This is a genomic window from Myroides albus (assembly GCF_009711045.1).
In the GTDB taxonomy this organism is placed as follows: domain Bacteria; phylum Bacteroidota; class Bacteroidia; order Flavobacteriales; family Flavobacteriaceae; genus Flavobacterium; species Flavobacterium album_A.
On the sequence record NZ_WMJX01000012.1, the window covers coordinates 1 to 26,114 of the forward strand.

16 protein-coding genes are annotated in these 26,114 nt (G+C 34.5%); 10 read left to right on the forward strand and 6 right to left on the reverse strand.

The genetic code is table 11. The features are described from left to right. Position 1: 1 nt before the first annotated feature. The 3 genes from GJV76_RS07320 to GJV76_RS07330 all read right to left on the reverse strand — a co-directional run bounded on the left by GJV76_RS07320 (position 2) and on the right by GJV76_RS07330 (position 9,940). Entirely contained in the window at positions 2 to 763 is a 762-nt protein-coding gene (locus GJV76_RS07320; protein WP_230381508.1) for a hypothetical protein, read from the reverse strand. A 3,582-nt stretch (positions 764 to 4,345) separates the two neighbouring features. After that, positions 4,346 to 8,347, reverse strand: coding sequence for a hypothetical protein (locus tag GJV76_RS15905; protein ID WP_230381509.1), 4,002 nt, complete (start codon positions 8,345 to 8,347; stop codon positions 4,346 to 4,348). 1,341 nt (positions 8,348 to 9,688) lie between these two features. After that, entirely contained in the window at positions 9,689 to 9,940 is a 252-nt protein-coding gene (locus GJV76_RS07330) for a type B 50S ribosomal protein L31 (protein ID WP_155091990.1), read from the reverse strand. A gap of 579 nt (positions 9,941 to 10,519) precedes the next feature. Between GJV76_RS07330 and GJV76_RS07335 the strand changes: the two genes are divergently transcribed. From GJV76_RS07335 to GJV76_RS07370, 8 genes are all read left to right on the forward strand, one after another. Beyond that, entirely contained in the window at positions 10,520 to 11,812 is a 1,293-nt protein-coding gene (locus GJV76_RS07335; protein WP_230381510.1) for a S28 family serine protease, read from the forward strand. Positions 11,813 to 12,312: 500 nt separating this feature from the next. Continuing rightward, positions 12,313 to 12,879: a DUF4199 domain-containing protein gene (locus tag GJV76_RS07340; RefSeq protein ID WP_155091991.1), complete on the forward strand. Its 567-nt coding sequence runs from the start codon at positions 12,313 to 12,315 to the stop codon at positions 12,877 to 12,879. Positions 12,880 to 12,903: 24 nt separating this feature from the next. Next, entirely contained in the window at positions 12,904 to 13,860 is a 957-nt protein-coding gene (locus GJV76_RS07345) for a glycosyltransferase family 2 protein (RefSeq protein WP_155091992.1), read from the forward strand. 22 nt (positions 13,861 to 13,882) lie between these two features. After that, positions 13,883 to 15,610, forward strand: a complete 1,728-nt coding sequence (locus GJV76_RS07350; RefSeq protein ID WP_155091993.1) for a phospho-sugar mutase — start codon at positions 13,883 to 13,885, stop codon at positions 15,608 to 15,610. A gap of 103 nt (positions 15,611 to 15,713) precedes the next feature. Then, on the forward strand, positions 15,714 to 17,543 hold the full coding sequence (locus GJV76_RS07355; RefSeq protein WP_155091994.1) for an ABC transporter ATP-binding protein: 1,830 nt from the start codon (positions 15,714 to 15,716) through the stop codon (positions 17,541 to 17,543). Further along, on the forward strand, positions 17,544 to 18,245 hold the full coding sequence (locus tag GJV76_RS07360) for a hypothetical protein (protein ID WP_155091995.1): 702 nt from the start codon (positions 17,544 to 17,546) through the stop codon (positions 18,243 to 18,245). A gap of 5 nt (positions 18,246 to 18,250) precedes the next feature. After that, on the forward strand, positions 18,251 to 19,447 hold the full coding sequence (gene pncB / locus GJV76_RS07365) for a nicotinate phosphoribosyltransferase (protein WP_155091996.1): 1,197 nt from the start codon (positions 18,251 to 18,253) through the stop codon (positions 19,445 to 19,447). 91 nt (positions 19,448 to 19,538) lie between these two features. Next, positions 19,539 to 19,958 carry a nucleoside-diphosphate kinase gene (locus tag GJV76_RS07370; RefSeq protein WP_155091997.1) on the forward strand — a complete coding sequence of 140 codons (420 nt, stop codon included), beginning with the start codon at positions 19,539 to 19,541 and terminating at the stop codon, positions 19,956 to 19,958. A 74-nt stretch (positions 19,959 to 20,032) separates the two neighbouring features. Here GJV76_RS07370 and glsA read toward each other — a convergent pair whose 3' ends face one another. Genes glsA through GJV76_RS07385 form a run of 3 tightly spaced genes read right to left on the reverse strand, consistent with a single transcriptional unit; the run spans position 20,033 to position 23,022 of the window. Then, entirely contained in the window at positions 20,033 to 21,061 is a 1,029-nt protein-coding gene (gene glsA, locus GJV76_RS07375; RefSeq protein ID WP_155091998.1) for a glutaminase A, read from the reverse strand. Positions 21,062 to 21,076: 15 nt separating this feature from the next. Beyond that, a complete protein-coding gene (locus GJV76_RS07380) occupies positions 21,077 to 22,108 on the reverse strand; it encodes an AMP-binding protein (protein WP_155091999.1) in 1,032 nt (343 codons plus the stop codon). A gap of 8 nt (positions 22,109 to 22,116) precedes the next feature. Continuing rightward, positions 22,117 to 23,022 (reverse strand): CPBP family intramembrane glutamic endopeptidase, encoded by a 906-nt coding sequence (locus GJV76_RS07385; RefSeq protein ID WP_155092000.1) that lies wholly within the window; start codon positions 23,020 to 23,022, stop codon positions 22,117 to 22,119. Between the two features lie 42 nt (positions 23,023 to 23,064). Between GJV76_RS07385 and arsC the strand changes: the two genes are divergently transcribed. Then, positions 23,065 to 23,406 carry an arsenate reductase (glutaredoxin) gene (gene arsC / locus GJV76_RS07390; protein WP_155092001.1) on the forward strand — a complete coding sequence of 114 codons (342 nt, stop codon included), beginning with the start codon at positions 23,065 to 23,067 and terminating at the stop codon, positions 23,404 to 23,406. A gap of 87 nt (positions 23,407 to 23,493) precedes the next feature. Next, entirely contained in the window at positions 23,494 to 25,971 is a 2,478-nt protein-coding gene (locus GJV76_RS07395; RefSeq protein WP_155092002.1) for an outer membrane beta-barrel family protein, read from the forward strand. Positions 25,972 to 26,114 lie beyond the last annotated feature (143 nt).

Below are 26,114 nucleotides of genomic sequence, written 5' to 3' on the forward strand. Positions count from 1 at the left end.
GTTAGCTTATGAAATATGTGGTTGCTCGCGTGGATACATTTTGACCTCCAAAATATTTGGTCAACAACAAAGGATTTCCTTTATAACTGTTACCTTGTCCCGCTCCTCTTAATGTAATGTGATTTTTGTAATAGCTTCCAAAAACATTACGGCCATAGTCATACTTTACATCATTAATATCAAACCCTGCATCTACATATCGTTGAGCAGTAAGTCCTTCACGGGTTTCGTAACTTCCCATTTCGAAACCTCTTCTCTCTTTGTTGTTCCCATCTAAATCAAAACCTATACCTAAATAAGCACCATTAAGTCCTGTTTTGATTGCTGTTGACCCACTTGCTGTTGATCCATTAAAAGAATATCCTAAGGCACTTCCAAGATATCCCATACTAAGTGATTGACCTGCCTCATAAATAAAAAAGGTCATACCTCCTCCTCCAAACCCAACACCTTGAGCATCATTTGGATTTACTATAGCCATGGCATACTCAAACTCAAACTTTGCTCCTTTGCGCAAATCAAGATTTAAATCAGTAATAGCAAAAGCACTTGTTGTTGCTCTTTTTATGGTTAATACAATTCCTTCAGAAGTATATCTTGACTGCTCAGTAGGTCCTGACAAACTTCCTTTCCCAAAATCATTTGCTATCCAAGAAGGTAAATTATTATAGTCAAGGTCAGTTAAAGGATACTCATGTGTAGTCTGTGCCTTTACAGTCAGCAGAGTTAAAAACGCTATCAATAAATAATAATACTTTTTCATACGTCATTTTTTAAACCCCAAAGAAGATTACTTCTTCTTTGGGATATAGATTATTATTTCACTTCTAACACAATATTAAAGAAGGTTCTACCTGTTGGTTTAGCTCCTTGTTTTACTGTATAACTCAACTTTCCATTACTATCTAAATTCACATCCTCAAACACATTTTTGTCATAGTAAGTTACATAATAGTTTAACTCATACTTATCGTATACTGGTAAAGTAGAATTCCCATTACTTGATAACATTGGTGAACCAAATTGTTCTTCATATACATTGTATAACTCTATAGAATTACTTTGACCAGATACCATTTCCACATAAATAGCTGGTAAGTAAAAGAACTTCGGTGATGCAATATTACTTCCACCTCCAGATACTTTCTCCCAACGAGCTCCTCCATCACCATCAGACATTAAAACTTCGAATTCATTTGCTCCATGAGAACTTATTTTCTCTACTCTGATTGACTCATTTACAATATGTTTATTTTCAATAGATTCCTCTTTAACATTAAACTTTAAATCTTTAAAGAATGCTCCTTCTCCATCTTCATCTCCATCTATTTCAATTGTATCACTTTCTTCAAAATCTCCAGAACCACTATCTACAGACACATATTCCCAACGAGCTCCTCCATCACCATCAGACATTAAAACTTCGAATTCATTTGCTCCGTGAGAACTAATCTTCTCTACTCTGATTGACTCATTTACAATATGTTTGTTTTCAATAGATTCCTCTTTAACATTAAACTTTAAATCTTTAAAGAATGCTCCTTCTCCATCTTCTTCTCCATCTATTTCAATTGTATCACTTTCTTCAAAATCTCCAGAACCACTATCTACAGACACATATTCCCAACGAGCTCCTCCATCACCATCAGACATTAAAACTTCGAATTCATTTGCTCCGTGAGAACTAATCTTCTCTACTCTGATTGACTCATTTACAATATGTTTGTTTTCAATAGATTCCTCTTTAACATTAAACTTTAAATCTTTAAAGAATGCTCCTTTTCCATCTTCTTCTCCATCTATTTCAATTGTATCACTTTCTTCAAAATCTCCAGAACCACTATCTTCAGACACATATTCCCAGCTTGCTCCCCCTACTCCATCAGACATTAAAACTTTGTATTTATTAGCTCCGTGAGAACTAATTTTCTCTTTTGTTACTGCTTTTTCATCTATAATACTTTCTTTTACAGATCCATTCTGTAATTCTAAATAACCAACAGCATTATCTGCTATATGTATGTTTTTAATAGATCCCTCTTTAACATTAAACTTTAAATCTTTAAAGAATGCTCCTTTTCCATCTTCTTCTCCATCTATTTCAATTGTATCACTTTCTTCAAAATCTCCAGAACCACTATCTTCAGACACATATTCCCAGCTTGCTCCCCCTACTCCATCAGACATTAAAACTTTGTATTTATTAGCTCCGTGAGAACTAATTTTCTCTTTTGTTACTGCTTTTTCATCTATAATACTTTCTTTTACAGATCCATTCTGTANGTGAGAACTAATCTTCTCTACTCTGATTGACTCATTTACAATATGTTTGTTTTCAATAGATTCCTCTTTAACATTAAACTTTAAATCTTTAAAGAATGCTCCTTTTCCATCTTCTTCTCCATCTATTTCAATTGTATCACTTTCTTCAAAATCTCCAGAACCACTATCTTCAGACACATATTCCCAGCTTGCTCCCCCTACTCCATCAGACATTAAAACTTTGTATTTATTAGCTCCGTGAGAACTAATTTTCTCTTTTGTTACTGCTTTTTCATCTATAATACTTTCTTTTACAGATCCATTCTGTAATTCTAAATAACCAACAGCATTATCTGCTATATGTATGTTTTTAATAGATCCCTCTTTAACATTAAACTTTAAATCTTTAAAGAATGCTCCATCTCCTTCTCCTTCTATTTCAATTGTATCGCTCTCTTCAAAATCTCCAGAACCACTATCTACAGACAACTTCTCCCAGCTTGCTCCGTCATCAGCACCAGCTGTCAATACATAACCTTGAGGTACATTAGGTCCTGAATAAATCTTATCAATTGCAACAGCTAAATCCTCGATTTGTTCATAATCTACTGCTTTATCTGCTATTTTATCTTGTGTTATTGCTTTTTCTTTAATAACAGATCCGTAAACAGCATTTTTTTGTAATTGGGTATAACCAACAGCATCATTTGCTATATATTTAGTATTAATAGATTTCTCTTTAATATCAATTGTTGCTTCAGCTAAAAGTATGCGTCCATGATCTGGTGCCTTAATTGATATCGGCCCATCTTGGTCTGTTTTTAAGTAACTACCATTATCAGACATTTTAGTATACTTAACAGTACCATCTCCCTGGGCAGTAAGCACTTGTCCTTTCTTCGCTGATTCTGAATCAATCTTTGCGATTGTTACTGACTTATTAGCTATCTTCTCTGTTGTTACAGCATTTACATCTATCTTCTCTGTTGTTACAGCCTTTGCATTAATCTTAGCAGGAGAAATAGCATTATCTTTAATGTGCTGACCTTCTATAGACAACCCCTTCACTTCCAATGCAACATCTTGTAAAACTGATCCTATACTACCTTCAGTTGCGGTAATTGTACTACTTTCTTTAATATTAGCCTTATTTACTTCACTACCTCCAGATACTGCCTCCCAGGTAGCACCTCCATCACTATTAGCAGTTAATACATATCCTGCTTTATCTTTATCAGCTCCTATCTTATTTGCTGTTACGACTTTAGCTCCTAAGTGATCGGTACCTATCCCTAGATCCTTTACTTTAATAGTTACCCCTTCAAGTAAGGCTTTATTAGAAGATACTTCAATAGAAGAATCACTTTTTAATTCTTTACCATATTCATTCATTTCTACATATTTGGCCTCTCCATCTCCTAAAGAAGTCAATACTGTTCCTTTATCAAAACCTTTTGCATTAAATTTAGAGGCTTCAATTGTTCGCTCTGCTATTTTTGCATTCGTAATCCCAAGATTAGCAACATCAATACTTACATCTTGTAATGCAGCTTTATTTCCTTTTGTTACCTCAATAGCACTGCCTCCTTTAATTTCTTTTCCAGCTTCAACAATTGCATCCGATATAGGAGAAAATTCCGCACCTCCATCTTTAGTTACCAATACCAAACCATTACTTGTTCCTTCTGCACCTATCTTATCTGCTGTAACTGCTCTTCCTGCAATATGTTCATTCTGTACTCCAGACTCTGCAATACTAATTGTAGCATCGTTCAAAAGGGCTTTATTATTTGCAGTAACAGTAATTGAATTATCTCCTTTCAAGTCTTTTCCTTTTCCTTCAAAGGCACTATCTGTAAGTTTTTTATACGCTACATTCCCTTCTCCATCCGCGGTTAAAACTGTATTGTTATCAGCTCCCTTAGAAGATATTTTCGTTACCGTAACAGCTCCTTCTGCTAACTTTTCGGTGTGAATACCACCCTCTTTTACATCAATCTTTGTTTCAACTAATACTGTATTCAATCCGTCACCAACAGTAAATTCTAATGCATCACCTACATACAAATCCTCTCCACCAGATTCAAATGATATTATCCGTTTTAAGTGCAGCGGCTTTACTCGATACATCGGTATCTATTACTGATTTATAACTTACTGTGCCATCCCCATTCACTGTTGCCACAAATCCTTCTTGATTAGTTCCATCAGCTACTAATTTAGCAGCTGTTATTTGTTTATCAGCAATATGAGTTGTTTTAACTCCATCAGTGGCAATTCCAATATTTAGTCCTTCTAAACCAGCTTTATTACCAACTGGAATAGCCAATGAACCATCTGTAGAAGTTATCACTTTTCCTTGTGCTGCTATTATATTGTAAACCTCAGTCTTTACATTAGTGTCACCAAGAATAGTTACAATTGAATTAATAACATCTGTAGCAATATTTATAGTAGCTAAAGGGTTATCTGAAGACAGATCTTTAAAGACATATACGCCCGGATTACTACTATCGATAGAAAGTGATTTTACATCAATAGTTACACCTGCCGTATTATTCTTTACAGCCTCCTCATTAAAATAAGTATAAATCCCCTTCCCTTCATTTTTCAAGACTGTTATAGTCTCCTTACTATTCACTATATCTTTGATGATATCGTCAGTAGCTTCTACCCAGTGTGCTTTTCCCGCTTTGGTCACCAATAGACTATTGTCTTTCCCAGGGGTTAATTTAGTCGGTGCCACCTGCCCATCAGCCAATCCTATAGTCACATTACCTAAAACCTTTCCAGTTCCATCGTCTACACTAATACCATCAGTAGTAGCTATATCACCTTTATTCGAAATAGTAGCTGACGTAACAGGTAAATAAGACACTGTGCCATCCGCATTTACAGTTGCCACAGCTCCTTGTGTTGCTCCTGTAGCGTCTAATTTACCAGCCTGAATCGTTTTATTTTTGATATCATTATTTTCTATCGTCTCATTCTTGATATGCGCACTTGTAATTCCTCCAGCAACAATAGAAACCTTTACATTTTTGTTGTCATCACCATATAAGACTTTGTTTCCGCCTTCTACCTTGATTACTTCTTCCTCACCTACTAAATTTCCTCTCATAGCTGGCGCTACAGTTTCTGTAGCCGTTGCAAAGCTCGCCTTTCCTAATCCATCAGCAGTCAAGACTGTTCCTTTTACAGCTCCTTCCGAACTGATCTTAGCACTTGTTACTTGTCCATCTGCGATATGCTTTGTTTTCACTCCTTTTTCAGCGATAGTAACAATTACATTTTGCAGAGTAGCTTTGTCTCCTCCCGTTACCGCAATCGACTGATCGGTACTTGTAACACTTTTAGCACTTGAATTAATCGTTGCGATTACTTCATTTTTAACCTCATTACTATTAAAAATAGTAGTGATATTATCAATAACGTTTTGCGTTACATTGACCGTTCCTATAGGCGTATCTTTTGATTTATCGTAGAAGTTATAAACCCCATTTCCCTTTCCATTAGTCCCCGGAATTTCCTCAATTCTCAGTGTATTCGCATCAAAGGTAATTCCCGTAGCTCCTGGTTTTCGATTGCCATCTGCATCGTAGTCAGCTTCATTAAAATAAGTAAACTGACCAGTACCCAAGTCGACTAATTCTGTAATCGCTTGATTCCCTTTCAAGAATTCTTTGATTACTTCATCTGTCGCATCAACCCACTTAGCCTCATTGTTTACATTCGTTACCAAAAGCTGTCCTACAGTACCCCCTTGTAGTTTGGCAGGAGTCACTGCTTTATTCTGAATCATTTCAGTACTTACCCCATCTACAGCGATATCTAAGGTCATCTCATTGAGTACAGCTTTATCTCCCTGTTTCCCTATAGCTATCGAGGTACTTGGTGAAGTCACTGCTTTTCCCTTAGCAGCTACTGTATTATAAATATTATTCTGTACCGTAGTGTCATTTAATATCTCATTGATATTCTCGATTACTGTTCCAGCGACATCAATAGTCATCAAAGGTGCAGTCAGAGAAGTCTGTCCATCATAGAAAACATAAACTCCTTTCTTTCCATTCTGTTCCTCTATTTTTAGTGTATTCGCGTTAAACACTACGCCAGCACCCCCATTTTTAATATCATCTTCATTTCGATAAGTAAATGTCCCATCAAGGTTAACATCTAATACCGTAACCGTTTCATTCTGTTTGACAACATCTTGAATAATTGAATCAGTAGCAGGTACCCACTCTACCTCTCCGTCTTTAGTAACCAATAAATACTTATCAGTACCTGGTTCTATTTTATCTGTACTAATCCCCTTTGGAGCAACCGAAATCTTTGTGTTTGCCAAGACAGCCTTATCTCCACCAGTAATCTGGATAGAAGTATCTTCTGCCTCTAATTTTTGACCATTAGCTGCTACCGTTTTAAAAATTGTGTTTTGAACCGTTGTATTATTGAGTATCTCATCAATATTAGTAATCACCGTTCCCTTAATATCTATGGTAGCTAAGGGACCTTTACCATCAGTAAACACATACTTTCCTTTACCATCATCACTGATAGAAAGTGTATTTGCATCAAATTCTACTCCTGGGTTACCCTTTTTAATATCATCTTCATTTTGGTAAGTAAATGTCCCATCAGTGTTAACATTTAATACCGTAACCGTTTCATTCTGTTTAACAACATCTTGAATAATTTGATCAGTAGCAGGTACCCACTCTACCTTTTTATTTTTAGTTACTAAGATATACTTATCCTTTCCTGGCGCAATTTTTTCAGGTATAACAGCACCATCTCTTAACTTATAAGAGGTAACAGCACCATCGACAAGTTTAGATTCGGATACAGCACCATCAGCAATAGTCAATAAAACTTCTTTTAATACCGCTCCTGATAATACAGAACCTCCGTTAACTAAAATCCCTTTCCCTTTTAAATCTGCAGCCTTACCTTTCGCTTCTTCAATTTTCTTAAAGATATTATCGATAACGTCTTGTAGATTATCCCCTTCAATAATCGTCGAGTTATTCTCAAAGAAAATAGCATTTGCACGTGTGCTAATTGTCATTAAAGGATTGTCCTTGGTTGTTTTACCATCGTAGAAATCATAGATTCCTTTACCTTTTTGCCCTTTTCTCTCCTCTATTCTCAGTGTATTAGCATCGAAGAATACTCCCTTATCCTCTATTAAACCACCATTTTCATCTATTCCAATCTCGTTATAGTACACAAATGTACCATCCTGATTATTTTGTAAAATGGTAACTTTTTCATTTAGCTTAATCGCTTCTTTAATTACCTCATCTGATGCACTTACCCATTTCACTTGTCCTGTTGCATCAGTTATAAGTAATTGTTTATTACCACCAGGTGACAGCTTAGCTGTTGTAATTCCCTTATTAGCTACCGATATCTTCGTTTCATTTAAAACGGCCTTTAATCCACCTTCTACTAAGATAGAACTATCAGCTGTTTTTAGCTCTTTACCTTTTGCAGCAACGTTATTGTAAATTTCATTGATGACAGTTTCGTCTTGAAGAATAGTTGTGATATTATTTATCACACTTCCACTTATATCGATAGTCTGGGTAACTCCAGCCTCGTTCGTATAGGTATATGTACCGTCTTTGTTATCTATAATTGAAGTAACTATATTAATATCACTTAATGCGACACTTACAGTATGTTGATTAGAATCCTCGAGATACAATTTCTCTTTAACTTGATCTACAGCTAACTTCTTATTCTTCGGAATAAGATCTTTATTTGCATCAAAGTCAACTTTACTAATAATTCTATCCCACTGCTTACCAGTCCAATAGTAAAATCCCGCACTTAAATCAGTTGCATTCGTAGTATTATAAACCAATAAGCTCTCAGCAATATCCCCATTGTTAATAATAGAGGAATCCTTACTCCCTTTCAAAGCAACTCTCGGAATCAATAACCCTTGACTCTTTCCATCCATTACTTCTAAATGTAAAATTGCAGATTTATGTGGTTTAAGCGTTCCTATTCCTACTTGAGCAAACCCGCCATTGGCGATTAACAATGCACCTAATACAATCCACTTTTTTTTCATACTATCACTTTTTTACTATTACTACCAGTTTATAAATTATCATTAGTCAAAAATTTCATCTGTTAACTACTGCGCTAAAAAGCTACAAAACCCTGTATAGACAAGGGGTCACACTTAATTATATCACATTAAATTTACTAATTTTTAAAGTAAACTTACTTTAATTATAAAAAAACAACATTCAATCACCGCACCAAAGCTTAAAATTAACCAAAAAAATCATTTATAATCATTCTTACGCAAAATATATTCGGCCTTAGCCATGTATTATGAGAATAATTAAGGCTATTATAAAAATAATAATCACAATTTGACTTAAAAAACACCAATTTACACAACAAAAACAACTAACAAACACTCAAAACAAGTTAAACTTGAAAATATTTTAACAAATCAACCTAAAATGCAGCAAGAATCACAAGCATTAGATTCTCGGTAAAATTCAAATGAAAAAGAAGAATGGAAAAGTAAAAGAAAAGACTGTACTACAAAAGATAGCAGGTCAATAATAAAGTTAGATCTAAAATGTAAGAAAATATACTCAACTACCTCCTAAGCAAATTAAGACAATCCGATCTACAGTTTAAACAACAAGAGCAAAGAGATTTTGCTATGCTCTATTTTTTTTAATCAATGAATTATTGTTGCTACTTTCTTAGGGGTTTCTTGGGGGATGCTAGGGGTTTTCTTCGAGAAACACCCCTTTTTGCGAGCAAAACCCCAAGGATAGTCGAAGAAAACCGCAAGAAAGTCCCAAAAAAGCATGACTATTTCAAACATATGGGCAGTTCAAAATTTGTACAATCAACATGAAAGAAATAAACCCCTATTTAAGGAAGATCTGTATATTGAACACACGCCTACAGACTGTCCCATTTACAAATAGATACACAAACAAAAGATTAACAACGAGATAGACGTACCTAAACTTACACATCAAAGCAAGGGTCTTGATAAAAAATCATCGATACACTTTCATACCTCTCTAATAATCTTCAAGGTAAACTATAACAATATTTTTCCTACCCTTATACACAGAAGCGCAAATGTTGCTACTGAATCTTTAAATACAACAACTTTAAACAAGTAAGTATGATAGAGGTAAGAAGGTTTTTCTCTTCCTAATTAGCTAAACTTATTGTGAAGATTTCTAATTTTTACATCAAATAGAGATTCTCCTAACACCAATAGAAGGGCTCTAAAATGGAATATTGCAAAGGTCAAAGAGAGAGTAGAATGGTTAAACTGAAGTTTTAGCCCCCTTTACAATTGTGACAAGGACAAAAAAAAGAGGCTTCTGCAATAGCAAAAGCCCCTTTTATAGTATAATATAAATTCAAATTATTTTTTGAATTTAGCGTATTTAGTTTTGAATTTATCAATACGTCCTGCAGTATCGATAAGTTTAGATTTACCTGTGTAGAATGGGTGAGATGTACGAGAAATCTCCATTTTGAACACTGGGTATTCTACTCCATCAACTTCAATAGTTTCTTTTGTTTCTACTGTTGATTTCGTGATGAATACGTCTTCGTTAGACATATCTTTAAACGCTACTAATCTGTAATTTTCTGGGTGAATACCTTTTTTCATGATAAATCGATTTTAAAATTGTGAGTTACCTACTATTTTGCGGCTTTCTATTTTTCAAGAAAGATATAAACGTACTATAACTGTTTGTAAAAAATTATTTTTATTTCAGATTGCAAATGTACAAATTAATTTGAAAAATCAAACAGCTAATTTTATTTTATTTACCACAGTCTTATCAACGGTACAATTTTTACAAAAACAAAGTAGTTACAGCTGTCTAATCCCTTTCATAATCCCTTGTAAAGAGCAGTTATCTGGACGATTCGAAATTCGATATACGCTACTGCATTTTCCTATCAACTGAAATTGTTATATATTTTATTAACCACTTTCCTTGTCTACTCCTCAAGTTAATTGTGGTATTATGCTCTAATAGAAACTCACTTTCATAAAACTCTACCTTAGACAATAGTATTAAAAAACGACACGAACCTTAACCAAGCACTTATTACTATACTTTTATATTGCCTTTCTTCGTCTAAATATCACTCTTGTCAAGCTTAATTCGAATCTTTTATTCCTCTATATTTTCACCTATTGATTAACAATGATATATTTGAGGAATCAACCAAACCATTTATGATGTTTAAAAAATTAATTACACTATTGTTGCTACTTATTACAATGGTAGCAGTAGCTCATCCAGACCAAAAGAAAATAGAGCAAGCACTCTACAATTTAAAGAATGTAACCTTTAAACAACTGGAATCTAAAGATGACTCTTATCTATTGTATGAACTTAGAGTAAGACAACAAGTAGATCACACAGATCCCTCTAAAGGATACTTTGATCAGAAAGTACACTTTTATCATAGGGATTTTGACCACCCTATGATTATGGAGACTAACGGTTATGACCTATACGTTAGAGCTAGCGAAATGGTAGGTTACTTAGAAAGTAACTATCTAAATATAGAACACAGATTCTTCGGAGAGTCTATCCCTGAAGGCAAACCATGGCAGTATCTTACTATGGAACAAGTAACAGCTGACTTACATGAGATCAACCAACTGTTTAAAGAAATCTATACAAACAATAAATGGATCAGTACAGGTATTAGCAAAGGTGGACAGACTAGCATCTACTATAAATACTTTTATCCTAATGATGTAGGCGTAGCGATTCCTTATGTAGCTCCTTTTAACCAAGCATTAGAAGAGCCTCGTATCTATCCATTTTTAGCAAATGTGGGAGACAAATCATGCAGAGACAAAATCTACAATATCCAGGTAAAACTATTTGAAAATAAAACACAGATTATAGAAAAGCTTAAATGGTATGCTAAAGGAGCTAAACTGACTTTTAGCTATTTAGGTTCTTTAGAAAAAGCTTTTGAATACGCAGTATTAGAATACAGCTTCGGATTCTGGCAAAGTGGTCACTCCTGTGCTACATTCCCTAATACAAAAAACATTGATGAGTTGACAGAACACTTCCTTAGTGTGAGTAATATAGACTTCTTTAGTGATCAAACGATTAAGCGATACGAATCTCACTATTATCAGTCTGGAACGCAATTAGGCTATTATGGCTATGACATCACTCCATTCAAGAAATACGTGAGCTTTACATCTAACCCATTAGCTACCTTTATGCCTGAAGGAACTACATATAATAACTTTAACGATGCACTAATCCAAAAAGTGAAAACATGGTTAGAGAACGATGCGAATAACATTATCTATGTATATGGTGAGACAGATACATGGAGTGCTTCTATGGTAGTACCAAGTGCTAAGGTCAATTCTAAATCTTACGTACTTCCTAAGAAGGATCATGGGCAAGCACGTGTGAAGAATATGACTCCAGAGATGAGAACACAGTTCTTCACTACGTTAGAAAAAATGACAGGATTAAAACCAGTAAAATAACTTGAAGAAATAAACCTAAAAGTGCCTTTCTCTACTAAGTAGAGAAAGGCACTTTTAGGTTTTTAATATTCGCTGTTTATTCAAAAATAGAAAAATAAAAGGATGCTTGACAGAAAACTAAAACCACTTGTACTATAACACAAAGATTACAGGAAACTTTGCAAAAAACAGAGAAAACCTATCCAAAAATCCCCGTGATGAATCAATATTTAATCTTACGTGATTGATCTATCTAACAAACTAAAAACAGTCTTTACTTAAGAAAAAACAGGAATAAACACATAGCTACCTCTCTGTTGTAGTACTTTAGCAAAAAAACAACCGTTTACTTACCAGACATAGGTGCACAACTGCAATATTTCAAATATACCTCACCTAAAATGTTCAGAGCTAAGTACAATAAAATAAACCGAGGATAATGTGTTAACAAACTCCCATTAGATACCATTCCAAAAGGGTTATTTTACTATATTTGTGTCTTATAACATTTAATACTCACAATGAAAAATCCCCTAAATAAAGTAGGAATACAATTTGGAATTATTTTATCCATTTATTATATCATCTTTAATTGTGCCTTATTTTTTACAGATGTAACGTTATTTGCCAATAAGATAATCGGAATGGTTAATATTGCCTTTTTCATTATTATTGGTGTCATAACGATCTTTATGGCGAGAAGAAAAGCAGGTGGATTCGTTACCTTTAGAGAAGCGTTTACACCTTATTTTATTTCGATTGCCATTGGAATAACAGTAAAATATCTCCTATTAGTGGTATTATTCAATGTAGTTGATCCTTCAGCTAACGATACTTTGCGCCAGATTATGATGGAAATGCAAATCGAAACGCTTACAAACTTAGAAATTCCACAAGACCAAATTAACGAGCAGATAGAGGCGGCTAAAAATTTAGACCAATTTTCTCCTAAATCCACATTATCAATGTGGGCAATACACATTGTTATAAATAGTATTTTAGGTTTCTTGCTTGCTGCTGTCTTTAGAAACAAGTCAGAATTCACGCAACCTACTACGACAGCTGAAGAAAATAAACCTCAACAATAATCGTCAAATAAATACGCTTTTCCTATGAATCTATCCATTGTCATACCACTGTTAAACGAAGCAGAATCGCTGCCTGAGTTATATGCGTGGATAACTAAAGTCATGCAGAAAAACAACTTTTCGTATGAAGTACTTTTTATCGATGATGGCAGTACAGATGACTCTTGGAAAATAATTTCTGACATATCACATGACGATTCTCATATAAAGGGAATACGATTTCAACGTAACTTTGGTAAATCACAAGCATTGCACGCTGGATTTGCACAAGCCGAAGGAGAGGTTGTTATCACAATGGATGCAGACTTACAAGACAGTCCGGATGAAATCCCTGAATTGTACAAGATGATTACACAAGAGGGATATCACTTAGTATCAGGCTGGAAGAAAAAGAGATATGATTCTGTCATTTCAAAAAACTTACCCTCCAAATTATTTAACTGGGCTGCCCGTCAAACTTCTGGAGTCAAATTAAATGATTTTAATTGTGGTTTAAAGGCATATAAAAACGAAGTTGTCAAGAATATTGAAGTTTCTGGTGAGATGCATCGCTACATCCCTGTTTTGGCTAAAAACGAAGGTTTTACTAAAATTGGAGAAAAGGTAGTAATACATCAAGCTCGAAAATATGGAACGACTAAATTTGGTATGAGTCGTTTTATAAATGGCTTTTTAGATTTGATAACTATCTGGTTTTTGTCTAAATTTGGTAAAAGGCCAATGCACTTTTTTGGTGCTAATGGCGTGATAATGTTTGGCATAGGATTTATCGCTGCTTTCATCATTGGAGCGCGTAAGCTATACAAATTATACATGGGCGAACCAGCTATTTTGGTGACACAAGATCCTTGGTTCTACATTTCTCTAACGACGATGGTTATAGGTACGCAATTGTTCTTAGCTGGATTCATTGGGGAAATGATATTAAAAAATAAATCAAACATTAGTAGATATAAAATCGCCGAAACAAGCGGTTTATAGTAAACACTAAAAATTACTTATTATGCAAGTAGAAAAAGAAATCTTAGAAAAAGCGGAGCAATGGCTAAAAGCTCCTTTTGACTCAGAAACTCAGGGTACTGTTCAAAAAATGATTGACACTGATGCTGCTCTTTTAAAAGACAGTTTTTACAAAAACTTAGAGTTTGGTACTGGTGGAATGAGAGGTATTATGGGTGTAGGTACAAACCGCATCAACAAATACACTTTAGGTAAAAACACACAGGGTCTTTCAAACTATATCAAACAATCGTTCCCTAACCAAGAATGGAAAGTTGCTATTAATTTTGACTGCCGTCACAATAGTCAAGATTTAGCAAAAGTAGTAGCTGATGTATTCACAGCGAATGGTATTAAAGTGTACTTATTCGGTGAAATGCGACCAACTCCTGAACTTTCTTTTGCTGTAAGACACTATGGATGTAATGCAGGTATTGTATTGACTGCCTCTCACAACCCTCCTGAATATAATGGATATAAAGTTTATTGGCAAGATGGAGCGCAAATTGTTCCTCCACACGATGCTGCTGTAATAAACGAAATCAATAAATTAACTTACGAGCAAATTAACTTTAAAGGCAATGACGCTCTACTTACCTATGTAGGTGAAGAATTAGATCAAGCATTTATTAAATCAACAATTGAAAATGCAAGTTTTAACACACCTCAAAGTGCAAAAGACGGTCTAAAAATTGCTTATACATCACTACACGGTACTTCAATTAAGTTAATTCCTCGCACATTAGAAACAGCGGGATATAAAAATGTTTATATCGTAAAAGAACAAGCTGAACCTAATGGAGACTTCCCTACTGTAAAATCACCAAACCCAGAAGAGCCAGAAGCATTGACAATGGCACTTAAATTAGCAGACGAAAAAGATGCTGATATCGTTATCGGTACTGACCCTGACTCTGACCGTATTGGAATAGCAGTACGCGACTTGGATGGTAAAATGATCTTGCTAAACGGAAACCAAACTAACGTTGTATTAACAGGGTTCTTATTGGAGCAATGGAAGCGAAATAAAGGATTTAAAGGCAATGAGTTCATTGGTTCTACAATCGTTTCTACTCCTATGATGTTAGATTTAGCAGAAAGCTATGGTGTAGAATGCAAAGTAGGATTAACTGGATTCAAATGGATTGCTAAATTCATCAACGAATGCGCTGATCAAAAATTCATTGGAGGAGGTGAAGAAAGCTTTGGATATATGGTAGGAGATGCTGTTCGCGATAAAGACGCAGTTGCCTCTACTTTATTAGCTTGTGAGATTGCTGCAACAGCTAAAGCTGCTGGAAGCTCTTTCTACAAAGAATTAATGAATCTGTACATCGATAACCACTTCTACAAAGAACACCTTATTGCCCTTGTAAAAAAAGGTATTTCAGGTGCTGAGGAAATCAAACAAATGATGGTAGATTTAAGAGAAAACCCTCTACACGAAATCATCGGACAACGTGTTGTTTGCGTGGAAGATTACCAAAGTAGCGAAGCTAAAAATATCATCACAGGAGAAGTAGAGAAAATCAATGTTCCTAAATCGAACGTACTTATTTACTACCTTGAGGATGGAACTAAAATTGCTGCTCGACCAAGTGGTACTGAACCTAAAATCAAATTCTACTTCAGTGTAAACGAACCGTTAGAAAGTTTAGACAAAGTAAAAGCGACAGAAAAGGTTTTAGACCAAAAAATTCAAGATATCATCAAAGAGATGAAATTGAGTTAACAAGCTTTATACAGTGTGTAAAACACATATTTCAATATAAAAGAAAGACTGGTAGCATTACCAGTCTTTTTTCTTTATTTTTGCTTTTTTACAAACAATAAATATGAACGAGTATTTCAAAAAGATAATTTACTTCGCGAAGCCATATAAGTCTTATGCGTATCTAAACATTTTCTTTAACATCCTATATGCCTTATTCAGTGCACTGTCTTTTGTGGCATTAATTCCCATGATGACAGTCTTGTTTGGAGATGAAAAGAAAATAACTGAAAAACCAGTCTATACTACACTGGGTCATGCAAAAGAATACTTAGAAGACTATATGTCTTATTTCATTACACAACATTCTTCAGAGCACGGTGCGCAGAATACGTTAATGATCATGGCAGCAGTGATTATCTCCCTATTCTTGTTGAAAAACTTATTCAACTATTGGGCAATGTACTTCATAACCTTCTTGCGAAATGGAGTATTAAAAGACATTCGAAATGCGATGTACAAAAAGTCATTGGAACTACCCCTATCTTTCTTCTCTGAGAAAAGAAAAGGTGACGTGATTTCAAGAATAACTTCTGATGTATTAGAGATTCAACACTCTTTCTTGTCTATTTTAGAGGTATTAGTAAGAGAGCCTTTGACAATTGTATTTACAATTATCGCCATGTTTGCTATCAGTACAGAATTGACAATATTCGTTTTCATCTTTGTTCCTGTTTCGGGAATTATTATCTCTAAAGTAGGGAAAACACTGAAGAAAAGTTCACAAAAAGCTTCTGAAGAACAAGGGTACTTTTTGTCTATTATAGAAGAATCATTAGCTGGATTAAAGGTCATCAAGAGTTTCAACTCTGAAAAAACATTCAATAAAAAGTTTCAAGATTCGACACAGTCTTTCTATGAGTTAAACAATACTATACTCAATCGCCAAAACCTATCATCACCGTTAAGTGAGTTTTTAGGTATTGTAACCATTGCCGTATTATTAGTTTATGGAGGGCATTTGGTTTTAGGAGAAGGAACATTGACAAGTGCTTCTTTTATTGCTTATATCGGTATGGCTTATAACATCCTTACTCCTGCCAAAGCAATGTCAAAAGCATCCTACTCCCTAAAAAGAGGAGATGCAGCCGCAGAGCGTGTATTGCAGATATTAGAAGAAAAGAACCCTATTACAAGTAAGGACAATGCCATAAGTAAAAAGAGCTTTGATCAGCAAATTACTGTCGATAACATCTCTTTTAAATATGAAGATGAGAATGTTTTACAAGATTTTAGCTTAAACATTCAAAAGGGAAAATCAGTTGCATTAGTAGGACAATCTGGAAGTGGTAAAAGTACAATTGCCAATTTGCTGACTCGCTTCTGGGACATCAATGAAGGGACTATTAAAATTGACAATACAGATATCCGCGATCTTGATATGGAGGATTTAAGAGATCTAATTGGTTTAGTAACTCAAGACAGTATTTTGTTTAACGATACCATTAAAAACAACTTAAAGTTGGGCAAACAAGATGCTACGGATCAAGAAATTATCGAAGCACTTAAAGTAGCCAATGCTTATGAGTTTGTAAGTGAACTACCAAAAGGAATAGAAACCAATATTGGAGATTCTGGAAACAAATTATCTGGAGGACAGAAACAACGCCTTTCTATTGCGCGTGCGGTCTTGAAGAACCCACCAATCATGATCTTAGATGAAGCTACTTCAGCGCTGGATACAGAAAGTGAAAAATTGGTACAAATTGCATTGGAAAATATGATGAAAAACAGAACGTCGATTGTTATAGCACACCGATTATCTACCATTCAAAATGCAGATCATATTGTCGTAATGCAAAAGGGAAGAATTGTTGAGCAAGGTTCACATGAACAATTATTGAATAACAATGGAACTTACTCTAAATTAGTATCTTTACAAACATTAGATTAAATGTACGTACCAAACAAGAATATAAAGCTCCCTGCTGATCCAAATACAGTCATTTGGAAATACATGGACTTGTCTAAGTTTTTAGATCTCTTGTTGTCTAATAAGATGTTTATGTCGCGCTCTGATAAATTTGAAGATCAGTATGAAGGGACTTTTAGTGAACCTACATTTGAAGAAATCAAGCGCATTAGTCATGACAACCCTGCTTTCTTAGATCAATATAAGCAACGCAGAAAAAACATTGTGATTAGCAGTTGGCATATTAATGAATACGAATCCTTTGCTATGTGGCAAATCTTCACTAAAAACAGTGAGGGATTAGCTATTCAATCCACTATCGGCAGGCTGCAGAAAGCATTAGCCGTAGAAAATAGAGCTGATCAGTTTATTGGAGAGGTACATTATATCGATTATAAAAAAGAGTACATTCCTTTTGAAGACGATTTCTTTCCCTTTTTGTTTAAGCGAAAAAGCTTTCAATATGAAAAAGAAGTGAGAGTGTTGACTGATGTTTCTCATTTGGATAAATGCGTGAATGAAGGAATTAAGATTAATGTGGATATTAATCACTTAATAGAAAAAATATATATACATCCTAAATCAGAAAACTGGTACAAAAAACTTGTATTAGAATTAATGGAGAAACTCCACTTTCAATTTGATGTAGAAAAATCTGATTTAGAAAGTGATATTTTAATATAAAAACTATGGAAACAGCAAATACTAACCAAGTCATCACTTCTATTTTAGACAATGACTTTTATAAGTTTACGATGCAGTACGCTGCTATTAAACAATTCCCTTTTGCAAAGGCTTCTTATATTTTCATTAACCGAGGAGAGCACAAATACCCACCAGGATTCGGAGATGCACTAAAAGCAGCAGTAGATGAAATGGCTAAATTAAAGCTTACTAAAGCTGAAAAAGCCTTTCTACAAGCTACTTGTCCGTACCTTGACCCTACCTATTTAGACTTTTTGCAAGGTTATCACTACGATCCTTCTGAAATAGAGATTAAACAAGAAGGAGAAGATTTACAAGTAAGTATCAAAGGTTATTGGTATAGAACTATTCTATGGGAAGTACCTTTAATGTCACTTATCTGTGAAATATACTACCGAATGACTAATAACGAGCGTCACTCTGCTGCACAGATTGTAGAGACAACACGCACGAAAATAGAAAATTATAAAAAACTGGGAATAACGATTGCCGAGTTTGGTACACGCAGAAGACACTCCTATACTGTACATCAAATTGTAGTAGAGACCTTACAAAAATACGGTTCGGGCTCGTTTATAGGAACGTCTAACGTTCATTTAGCTATGAAATATGGGACCAAACCAATTGGCACACATGCTCATGAATGGTTTATGTTCCACGCTGCTAAATACGGCTTCAAAATGGCTAACTCGATGGGATTAGAACATTGGGTTGATACTTACAGAGGAGATCTTGGCATAGCATTGACAGATACCTATACAAGCAAAGTTTTCTTCGAACAATTTGACAGAAAATTTGCAAAGTTATTTGATGGTGTTAGACACGATAGCGGTGATCCATTAGAATTTGCAGATCTTGTCATCGCTCATTATAAAAGTCTTAATATCGACCCCCTATCTAAAACAATCATTTTCTCTGATGGATTAAATCCAGAAAAAGTGGAACGCATTGCAAAACACTGCAAAGGAAAAATTGGCATGTCGTTTGGCATCGGAACAGATTTCACTAATGATGTGGGGTTAAAGGCAATGAATATTGTTATCAAAATGACCCAAGCACTTCCTGAAGGAGGACATTGGACTGATGTTGTCAAATTATCAGATGAACCAAAAAAACACACAGGAACGCCAGAAATGATTGAATTAGCACAGCGATTATTAGATATTCCTATACAAAACTAATATTTACAAAGATTTAAAAAATAAATATAAGTTAACTATCACACTTTTATTTATAAAAGACTATTTTTGCAACAAATTTAAATAGAATATAATGGCAACGAACAGAACTTTTACAATGATCAAACCTGATGCTGTAGAGGCAGGTCACATCGGAGGAATCATCAACATGATTACTGAAGCAGGATTTAAAATCGTATCTATGAAGTTAACTCAATTAACTGTTAGAGACGCTCAAAAATTCTACGAAGTACACAGCGAAAGACCTTTCTACGGAGAATTGGTTGAATTTATGTCAAGAGGTCCAATCGTAGCAGCTATCTTAGAAAAAGACAACGCTGTAGAAGATTTTAGAAAATTAATCGGAGCTACTAACCCAGCTGAAGCTGCAGAAGGAACAATCCGTAAAAAATATGCTAAATCAATTGGAGAAAATGCTGTACACGGATCAGATAGCGACGAGAACGCTGCTATCGAGTCTGCTTTCCACTTCTCAGGAAGAGAGCAATTCTAAGCATTAGTATCTACTGATACAATTAAAAAAGGGGCTAATCTAAGATTAGCCCCTTTTCTTTATATCTCTTAATGTTATTTGAATAAACTCAAGTCGAGTTGATTTACTAAGTCTAAAATCATGTGATATCCTGCAACAGAGTTTCCTTGTGGATCCAAACTCGGACTAAATGTCCCAATGCCAATTCTACCAGGTACACTGACAACAATTCCCCCACCTACTCCTGATTTACTTGGAAGACCAACAGTTCTGGCATATTCTCCACTCGATTCATACATTCCTGCAATCAACATCTGAGATTGAATTAACTTAGACATCTCTGAGCTCTTATACTTAGTATCTCCGTCAAATCTCACACATTGGTTCGCAAAGAAATAACCTATCTTCGCTAAATGTTCAGAAGTAACTTCGATAGAACACTGCTTAAAATAGTTATCTAACTTATCTTCTTCTCCTTCTACTAACCCATTATTCTTTAAAAGATAAAAGATACCTCTATTGCGATGCCCTGTTTCCTTCTCTGACATATACACAGTTTCACTAAAAGTAACTGTATCGTCTTTGGTTATATAGCGCACCATGTCAAGAATTTTCTGCAAGGGAATATCTCCTTCTCCATCGATTAAAGCTGTAGTCAATATTGCACCTGCATTCATCATAGGGTTTAATGGTTTTCCCTGTGTTTCAAGATTAGCGTAATGATTAAACGGCTTATCAGTACCATAATAGCCCATGCGATCGAATATCTCTTTTTCTCCCTTTTCTTCTACAGCAACCATGAGAGAGATTATCTTTGATATACTCTGAATCGTAAACTTCTTCTGAGTATCTCCAACGCTAATTACCTCACCATTGGGTTTTACAACAGAAAAAGCAATCGCTCTTGCATCCATTTTCCCTAACTCTGGAATATAGTCAGCCACAATTCCTTTTGTACAATAGGTCCTATTTTTTTCTAATATATCTGAGAGCATCTTCTCAGTTATCAAATTTGTAGCATCCCCTTTTTGAATAATTCGCTTTGCATAAGCAGTATTACCAAACGATACCAAACACGCAATAATTAAGCTTAATACTGCATTACAAAAACCGTTTCTTTTCATTTACCTAAACCAATTTTATTTAATATTCTCTTTCCTTTTTACTTTACCTGATCCTGTTTCTACAAACGCATTAACAAACTGAACCTCTTTCGGTTTCTCAAATCGATGTAAATCACAAAACACGTCCTCTGGCAAAGTATAAGGCTCACTTTCAATTACTAAGACTAACTTATTACCTAAATAATCATCTTCCTTAGCTGCTACAAAGAAACGATAAGGAATCCTCTTTGACAACTTCTCTTCGATTTGTTCTGGAAATAATTTAACACCACCACTATTTATCACATTGTCAAACCTACCACACCAAACAAACTGCCTATCACCTATTATTTCTACAATGTCATTTGTTACGACAAGATCTTCTGACACAGCAGGGGCCTTAATGACCAAACACTTGCGCTCATCTACCGCAATCTGTGCATGAGGCAATGCTGTAAAGCAATCCTCTTCGATGAGTTTTGCTGCTATATGGGTAACTGTTTCCGTCATCCCATAAGTTTCATAAACTTTCGTTTCAACACCTTTAAGTTTGTCTTTTAATGCTTGACTAACCTTCGCTCCACCAATAATAATCGTTTTAACCTTAGCCAATTCTTTTAAAGAATGTTCTACTTGCATGGGAACCATTGCAACAAAATCATAGGTCTTTACATTGCCTAATAAAGGACTTGATGTAGGTTTTACAAAATCTAACTCCCATCCTAAAATCAAAGACCGAATTAACATTAACTTTCCTCCTACGTATTTAGTTGACATGCACAATAGTGCCTTCGAACCTTCACCTATACCAAAGAAAGTACCTGTTGCTTTAGCCGAATTAATCATTGACTCCTTTCGAATTTGGATGACTTTAGGAGGTCCGGTCGTACCCGAAGTAGTTAATTCAACATATTCTTTTTCATCAAACCAAGAAACGATTAAAGTTCCTAAATCGATTAGGTGTTCTTCATCAGAAAGCAATAATTCACCTCCATAGGAGCGCAATTCCTCAATAAAGTTGAATTTATGCCCATTTAACCTAAAGTGCGGATGTATATAATTTCTCATTTAATCTTTTATTTTATACGTCCAAAAAGACGTCCTGTCCAATTATTCCATTTGTATTTCTTCCCCAAATAAAACAATACCAAAGGTAAGACAATACCAATCTGAATAAAAGTCTCCAAATAAGATATAGTGGGCTGTTCGCTTACATCTAAAAAGATGGAATTTGTTTGAAATGCAGTCCAATTTGAAGTTAATAGCAAAGCTCCTATAATATTATTTGCTGCGTGAAATCCAAGAGCCAATTCAATTCCATCATCCATCAAAGTCATAATACCGAAGAAGAAGCCCATACCTATATAAAATATCATAATACCGTATCCCAATTGTTCTACTTCAGGATTTGCCAGGTGCATTAACCCAAATATAATGGAAGTAGTACATAATGCAACTGCTCTACTCTTAGTCGCTAAACCTATACCTTGCATTAGGTAACCTCTCATTAAGAATTCTTCAAAGCTTGTCTGTAAAGGAATTAACAAAAGTGCAATAAATAAAAAAGGAAAGAATGCACTCGCATTAAATGTTAATTCATAATCCTTTGGGGAGCTAATAATGGCAATCCCGATAAAAACTAATGTTATCACAGACCAAATACAGAATCCATGTAAAACGCGTTTCCAATCCACTTGTGAGCGTGCTGTAGTTAAGGACAAAATAGATTGTTGATGAAAAATTCGCACCCAACCCAATAAAAACACAAGCAATACAGCCATTGGTAAAATATTAATCAAGAAATTAATATTTTTACCATATTTTTCGATACTCATTTTTATTGCATCGTTAGTAGAAACCTCCGAATACTTAATTAAAAGAGCATTTAGGAACATAATACCGAAAAAAAACAAAGAAAACGGTAAATAGTGCCATGAATTTTTATTATCTTTTTTTCGCAATAATTGTTCAATATATTTCATATTTCAAAAATTGTACTATATTTGATATAAAATTATCTATTTATGATTACAATTTATCACAATCCACGTTGTAGCAAATCTCGAGAGAGTATCGCTTTTATGGAGCAACAAGGTGTAGCTTACAAAATTATAAAATATTTAGATGCTGACCTTACTCCTACAGATGTAAAAACTATTCTGACGAAGTTAAACTATTCTCCAATCGAGCTTGTGCGAACTAAAGACAGTTTATGGCAAGAAACATTTGGTGACGCAACTTTAAGCGACGAAGAAGTAATCGAAGCTATGGTTAATTATCCAAAATTAATTGAAAGACCTATTGTAGTAAATGGCCCTCGAGCTGTTATTGCAAGACCTACAGAAAAGATTCACGAAATCCTGTAGTAGAATATTAACATTATATTAACGACCTACCAATTAAACTTTAGTAAGCATTTATAGTCTAAGAATATGTAAAAACTAACGACTATAATGAAAAAACTAAAGACATCAAAAGCCTTGCTAATGCTGTTTGTCCTTCTGACAAGTCTAACAACATTAGCACAGGCTTCTAAAAAATCTTCAATCACGGGAACAGTAATTGAAGCAAGTACCAATCAACCTTTAGAATTTGCAAGCGTTTTCGCTCAAAATGAGCAAAATGAAACTATTGTATCGGGAGGAATGACTGATGCAAAGGGTAAGTTTTCCTTTGATGTGCCAAACGGTAACTATTATGTAAAAATTGAGTTTCTCGGTTTCAAAACGATTGAGTTACATCAGGTAGCTATTAACGGCAATACCGATATAGGTGTACAAAAAGTACACGACGATGCGCAAGTATTGGAAGGCGTTGTCATTATAGCAGAGAAATCTACCGTTGACATTAAACTCGATAAGAAAGTTTATAATGTTGGTGCTGACATGGTTCTTAAAGGCGGTACAGCTGGTGATGTATTAGATAACGTACCTTCAATCTCGGTTGATAGTGAAGGAGCAGTTAGTCTTAGAGGAAACGAAAATGTAAAAGTTTTAATCGATGGTAAGCCAACTGGTTTAGCAAGTAATATACAAGAAGCAATGCGTATCTTGTCTGCTGAATCTATTGAAAAAGTAGAAGTAATTACTAACCCTTCTGCTCGATATGAAGCTGAGGGAGGAGCAGGTATAATTAATATCGTACTGAAAAAAGGTAAAGCAGAAGGTATTAACGGAAATATCACTGGTACTTTAGGGGATCCAAGAAATTATGAGTTAAATGGAAACTTCAACCTTAGAAGTGAGAAGTTTAACTTTTATACTACATTAGGTTATCGCGATACGAAAACTAAAGGATATGGCGTAAACGATAACGAATACTTTGACCAACACGGTAACACCACACAATTTATTGATGAGTACAAAGACAATAATAGAAACAGACAAGGCTACAATGCAATGTTTGGACTTGACTATTATATCACACCATCATTTACTTGGTCAAATAGCGTTAATGTAAATAGAACCAATATTACAGCTCCAAACACAGTTGACTATAAATACTACAATCCCGATCGTGAACTAATGTACACAAGAGATCGAAATGAGTATAAAACTGGAAGTCGAAATAGTGTTGAGTACACTACTGGGTTTGAAAAGAAATTCGCAAATCCCGATCATAAATTAGTTATTGAAGGAACTATCTCACAAGACAAGTCAACTGATGACTCTAATATTGCAGACATTAATGATTTTGCAAACATTAGAACTTTTGAAAAAAACAATAGTAAAGATGATTACTTACAAGGTTTAGTGAAATTAGATTATACCTTACCTATTGGAGAAACAGGTAACTTTGAGGCTGGATATTATGGAAGCTTCAAAAAGACAACAAATGATTATGACTTCTACAACCAAGTAAATAATCAATGGATCAACAATAACAACATCTCAAATACACTGGAGTACAAAGAGCAAGTTAATGCTGTTTATGCTCAATATGGAGATCAGATAACGGACAAATTAAACTTCATGGTAGGTTTGCGTTGGGAAGATAGCAATATTGATGTCAATCAACTTAGAAACAACGATTACAACAATAAAAAATACGATGACTTCTTTCCGAGTGCTTTTTTAAACTATGAACTTACCGAGTCAAGTAATGTATCTCTTAGTTATAGCAAGCGTATCATGAGACCAAGAGGTTTCTTCTTAAATCCTTTCTCAAACTATACGAGTAATATTAACTTCTTTCAAGGTAATCCTAACTTAGATCCTGCAAAAACAAATGCATTTGATTTGGGGTATACACAAAGATGGACAGGTTTTACATTAAGTGCTTCTGCTTATTTAAACAAAACGGATGATACCTTTCAATTCGTAAAAAGAATTGCAGGAACCACTGATAATGGAACACCTATTACAGTTAGTTCTCCTATAAACTTAGCAACAGAATACAGATATGGTTTTGACTTTACTTTAAACTATATTCCGTACAAATGGTGGAGACTAAATGGTAACTTCAACTTTTACCGTACAGAAACGAAAGGAGATTATACTTTCACTGACTTAAATGGAAACAAAGAGTCTCAGAATTTTGACAAGAATACATACGCTTGGTTTACACGCATTAGTTCAAAAATCACATTGCCTTATAAGATAGATTGGACAATGAACGGAATGTATAGAGCGCCATATGATACAGCACAAGGAAGAGTAAAGAGCAATCTATCTGCTAACTTAGCTTTGAGTAAAGATATCATCAAGGATAAAGCTACTATTACTTTTAATATCAATGATATTTTTGATTCCAGAAAAAGAGAAATGGATACAAACTTACCTCAAACTTTCTCTCATAGTGAAATGCAATGGAGAGGAAGACAAATAAATCTTTCTTTCACTTATCGTTTTAATCAAAAGAAAAACGATAGACAAAAACAAAGAGGAAATGGGGAAGGAAATATGGAGAATGGCGAAATGGAAATGATGTAAGCGATTTATTTAGAATAAATTTAATGTTTCAAAACACATTGTGTGATTAATCTAAAAAAATTAAATTGCAGTCGCTAAATTAATAATAGCCCCTAACCAATACGGTTATATTAATTGCTGAGGAAATGACCTTATCTTTTTCT